Source organism: Pseudoalteromonas sp. SG43-6 (assembly GCF_014164365.1).
GTDB lineage: Bacteria > Pseudomonadota > Gammaproteobacteria > Enterobacterales > Alteromonadaceae > Pseudoalteromonas > Pseudoalteromonas rhizosphaerae.
Genome location: NZ_JACJEZ010000104.1, coordinates 1 through 4,449 on the forward strand (window position 1 = coordinate 1; position 4,449 = coordinate 4,449).

At 41.3% G+C, this 4,449-nt stretch carries 2 protein-coding genes; both read right to left on the bottom strand.

From position 1 onward, the window contains the following. Window positions 1–87: 87 nt before the first annotated feature. Window positions 88–1,383 carry an N-acetylglucosamine MFS transporter NagP gene (gene nagP, locus H5201_RS22090; protein ID WP_182740922.1) on the bottom strand — a complete coding sequence of 432 codons (1,296 nt, stop codon included), beginning with the start codon at window positions 1,381–1,383 and terminating at the stop codon, window positions 88–90. 255 nt (window positions 1,384–1,638) lie between these two features. Further along, window positions 1,639–4,287, bottom strand: coding sequence for a family 20 glycosylhydrolase (locus H5201_RS22095; RefSeq protein ID WP_182785413.1), 2,649 nt, complete (start codon window positions 4,285–4,287; stop codon window positions 1,639–1,641). Window positions 4,288–4,449 lie beyond the last annotated feature (162 nt).

The window sequence follows — 4,449 nt, forward strand, 5'->3', positions numbered from 1 at the left end:
GTTCTAGGTTCTAGGTTCTAGGTTCTAGGTTCTAGGTTCTAGGTTCTACAAAGCTAAACTTTTACCTTGAACCTTTCAACTTTAATCTTACTTCCAGCTTTTCATCTTGTGCCCTTTTACAGCATAGAAAAGAATGAATAAATAACAAGGTAACATTACGATATAAGCGCCCTGCTGGGCCGCGGCAGAATCCACACCACCACTTGCTAGACCCCAAAATAGAGGACCAAATGCCCCACCGGCGATGCCCATTACAAGCAGGCCAGAACCAACACTGGTTAATTTACCTAACCCAGACAACGCTAACGGCCATACCGCAGGCCATACAATAGCATTAGCAAATCCTAACACAGCTATCATCAATAGTGTATCTGGTAATTGCACTTCTAAACCAAGCGCTGTTGCGATCACAACTGAACTAGTATCGCTAAATACCACGGCAAGTGTTAATACACAGCCTAAAATTGCAGACACACTTAGCGCTGCTTGCTGCGAAATAACACGCGGAATAAGCACAATACCAACTATATAACCTAACACCATGCAGCTCATTGTATAAGAGGTCATGACACTATATTTTTCAATACCTAGCGACAATGCAAAAGTACCAATGGTATCGCCTGCAATCACCTCCACGGCTACATAAACGAATAATGCAACCACACCTAATGCTAGGCTTGGGTGAGAAAGTGCTTCTTTTACTTGTCCTTTAGCACCTTGCTCCTCATCATCAATAAGCTCTGGTAATGGCATTTTTGTCACTGCAAATGCCAATGCACCAATAAATAGCGCTAACCATAAATAAGGATAAATTAAACTATTTGCCATTGAATCAATTTCAGCTTGTGATAAATCTTTACCAACAAGGCCAGTAAAATCGCTTAGAATTAACGCTGTAAATACGATTGGCGCAATTACGCCAGCGCCTTTATTCAATATCCCCATGATGCTGACACGTGCTGCGGCCGATTCCTCAGGCCCAATCCGAACAACATACGGGTTAACTGCAGTTTGCAACAAGGTTTGCCCTGCCCCCATAACCAACTGCGCAAATAAAAACAGCACAAATACTTGAGTTTTTGCAGCTGGAATAAATAATAAACCTGCCACCATCATGGTTGCCATACCGAGTGCCATGCCATTTTTATAACCGACTTTACGAATGATCATCGCCGACGGTACAGCAGTAAACGTCACCGCTATATAAAACGAGAATAAAATCAGTGAGGCTTGAAATGGACTCAGCTGTAATACTTGTTTTAAGTATGGCATTAGTGAACCATTTAACCAGGTTGCAAAACCTAGGATAAAAAATAAAGTGGCAACAATGGCCATGGGTATAAAATTACTTTGTTTATTTATTTTTGACACTGTGGCTTCCATAAAACTTCTTCTTGTTGCGAGCTATCGTTATAATTATTTATTGCAATTAAGTTCAAAAAACTTAAATCGACGATTAGCGTTGCTGTATTTTATAACACCTTGGCGACATTTAAATGACAATGTCGAAACAAAAATGACAGCGCTGCCATAAAACTTTACGTTAATTACAGCCATATTACTAGTAACAATTTATTTTACAACGACACAAAAAAGGGCCTTTATGGCCCTTTCAAAACGTAATTAGTTACTAATATATTAATTTATATGAGTAATTCTGCTTTTTAGTTTGCTATCTAAGCTACTACGTAATGCTACAGACTGCTGTTCAGAAACACTGATCGGAGCTGTATATTGCTGCCAACTCGCGCCATTATCTAAACTATACTCGGTATTTAAATATGTAAATGGCGTATTAACCTCAAGCTGACCATTGTTAATCACGCCACCGGGTACCGGCAAATGTAAAGTTATGCCTGCATTGGCCAATTTATTAAGCTCTTTCAAACCAACTGCAGCAGAGAATTGTGCCCAGTCTTTTTCTTGGCTTTTACGATCAACCTGCTCGCCTTCCCATGGTGCTTTATGCCATGCACGCTCAGCGACAGACAGAATACGCGGGAATATCATTGCCAATACTTGATCTTCGGTTCGAATAGTTTCAGACCAAACTTGTCCTTGCATACCTAAGATGTTTTCTGGCTTTTCTAATTTTGGTAGTGGACGACCAACTAAAGCTTCAAGGTTATCTATCGGCTCCCGTGTTCGGGTGTAATCTGCATTTGCATACACATCGTCTGGCATATAATTAAATGCTTTTTTAGTATCGGTATAGCGAGTTGCCCAATAATACCCACGTTCTTCTGGGTGAGCTTCATAAGGATGGTCAAAGTATAAGTGTGTACCATGCGATAGAATCACTTGGTAGCCAGCATTGGCAAGGCGATAAGCTCTGTCTGCAACACCCCACTCCCAAATATTGTCCCAGACGTTTGCTGTAAAGGTTTTGTTTGGAAACTCGTCGCGCTTAAATGGGTTTGTTTGGTCATACATTAAACCATCTTCCCATGCGCCAGGCGAAATCCCGCGTTTTTCAAGTAACTTGGCCACACGTTGTGTAAAGTAAGGTTTAAGATCTGCGGCACCGGCAACACCATTATTTGGATCGGCAAACATTGCTTGGCATATTGGCGAGCCAACCCATGAACCGGCCCCTACTTCATCACCACCAAAGTGCAAGTTAGTCAATTGCACACCGGCTTCGCGGTACATTTGTTGTAATTCGTAGGTAACCTTATCTAAAAAGGCGTAGGTTGAATCCATACATACGTTCATCGAGTTATCTTTGTAGTTTTGCACCGTCATATAAACCGAGGTGTCTTTTGGATCACTCAATAAATACTGGGTTGCAGCACTGATATCTATCTGCTGAGTCTCTTTCCCCGCATTCTTTTTATTAACAAGCTTATTTTTGGCTACTCGTTGCGCCTCATCGGCAAGCTTATGATAACGTGCTTCCATTGCTTTAATTGATGCGCGAGCATGCCCCGGCCCTTCAATTTCTGGAATAATCTGAATATGGCGGTCTTTAGCAAACTTTAATAATTCAACAAACTCACTACGAGTTAAGTAACCATTACCTGAGCCCGATTTAAATGGTCCGGTTCCTAGCTGTGTTAACAGACATTCTTTTTCTTCAAGGTCAAAACAGCGATAACCACCAATATCAGTTAGCTCTGGTAATCCTGGAATTTCTAAGCGCCAACCTTCATCTTCTGAAAAGTGCCAATGTAGTTTATTCATTTTATAACGCGCCATTTGCTCAACTAATTTGAACATAGCGTCTTTGCCGTGGTAATTGCGGCCATTATCATAGTGCATGCCACGCCAGGTATAACGAGGGCTGTCTTCAATCTCAAGTTGTGGAATGTCTACAATACCTTGGCTATTTGCCGGGAGTAGATTAAGTAAGCTCTGCATGGCATAGAATACACCGGCATTATCACTACCAACAATTTCAATACGATCGTCATCTATTTCAAGAGTGTAACTTTCTGATTTACCATCGGCCAACTGTGGATTTACTTTTAAGCTGATCAGTTTTTCTTTTGCTAGTTTGATGTGATCTGGCTGGGCTTTTAAGGTCAGGCCATAGTCATCTTGCAAATCTTGCATAAACACCATGACTTCGTTCTTTAACTGACCTTGGAAAGTGATCTGCCAGCTGCTATCAAGTGTCGCAGTGCCGCGATTAAACTCTACTTTTTGTGGCTTTGGAATGATCCGCTTTAATGCGTCTTGTTGCGATACTTGACTTGTCGTTTGTTGATTACGCTCAAAACGCACTTGTGGGGTGACTAATACCGTTAAATCTTTTGGCTCGTTATAACGGCGCAGTTGATTTTCACGCTCAAACGGTGCAACAAACTGGGTCATATCTTCACTGTCAGTATTTGCAAAAATAGCCGGTTTATTATCACCAGAGACAAAAAAAGCACGTGGCATAAAGTCAGAATAAGCAACCACCCAAACTTGAGCGTCAAACTCAAGTACTAAGCTTTTACCTGAAGCTAACCCTGTAAAGTTTTTAGTTGGGGTAATGCGGTGTAAATCGCCATTTACGTGTTCAATATTTAAACCCGCAACTAGCTCAGTACTGATCTTACGAACTGAGTGAATATACAACTGCCAGTCACTTTCACCTGCAGGAAGTGCAACATCAGATTGGTTGTTTAGTGTAATAGTTCCTAAAAAACCAGCGGCTTTATTATGAAAGTTATCAACCACAGCAAATGTCAGGGTGGTTTCTTTGGCAAAGTTATTCACATCATTTTGCGAAAACTGCGCCTGCGCCATTAATGGCATTATCGCGATCAAACTTGCTAAAGTTCGCTTTTTAAAATCCATTGCTCTCTCCTCGTTGTATACCCTAAGACTACGCATTTTGGGTATGGGCCGATCAATACACCGGTCAAGTCCTGCAATCTTACGATGCCTCAAAAGCCAACCTCACAACTCGCGCGTGGAATTTTAAATACAAATTTCATATTGGCGATTTTGCCGGTTTTT

What these genes read in the sequence shown, in the direction of transcription:
- nagP (WP_182740922.1), bottom strand. Translation starts at nt 1,383, where the DNA reads ATGGAAGCCACAGTGTCAAAAATAAATAAACAAAGTAATTTTATACCC.
- H5201_RS22095 (WP_182785413.1), bottom strand. Translation starts at nt 4,287, where the DNA reads ATGGATTTTAAAAAGCGAACTTTAGCAAGTTTGATCGCGATAATGCCA.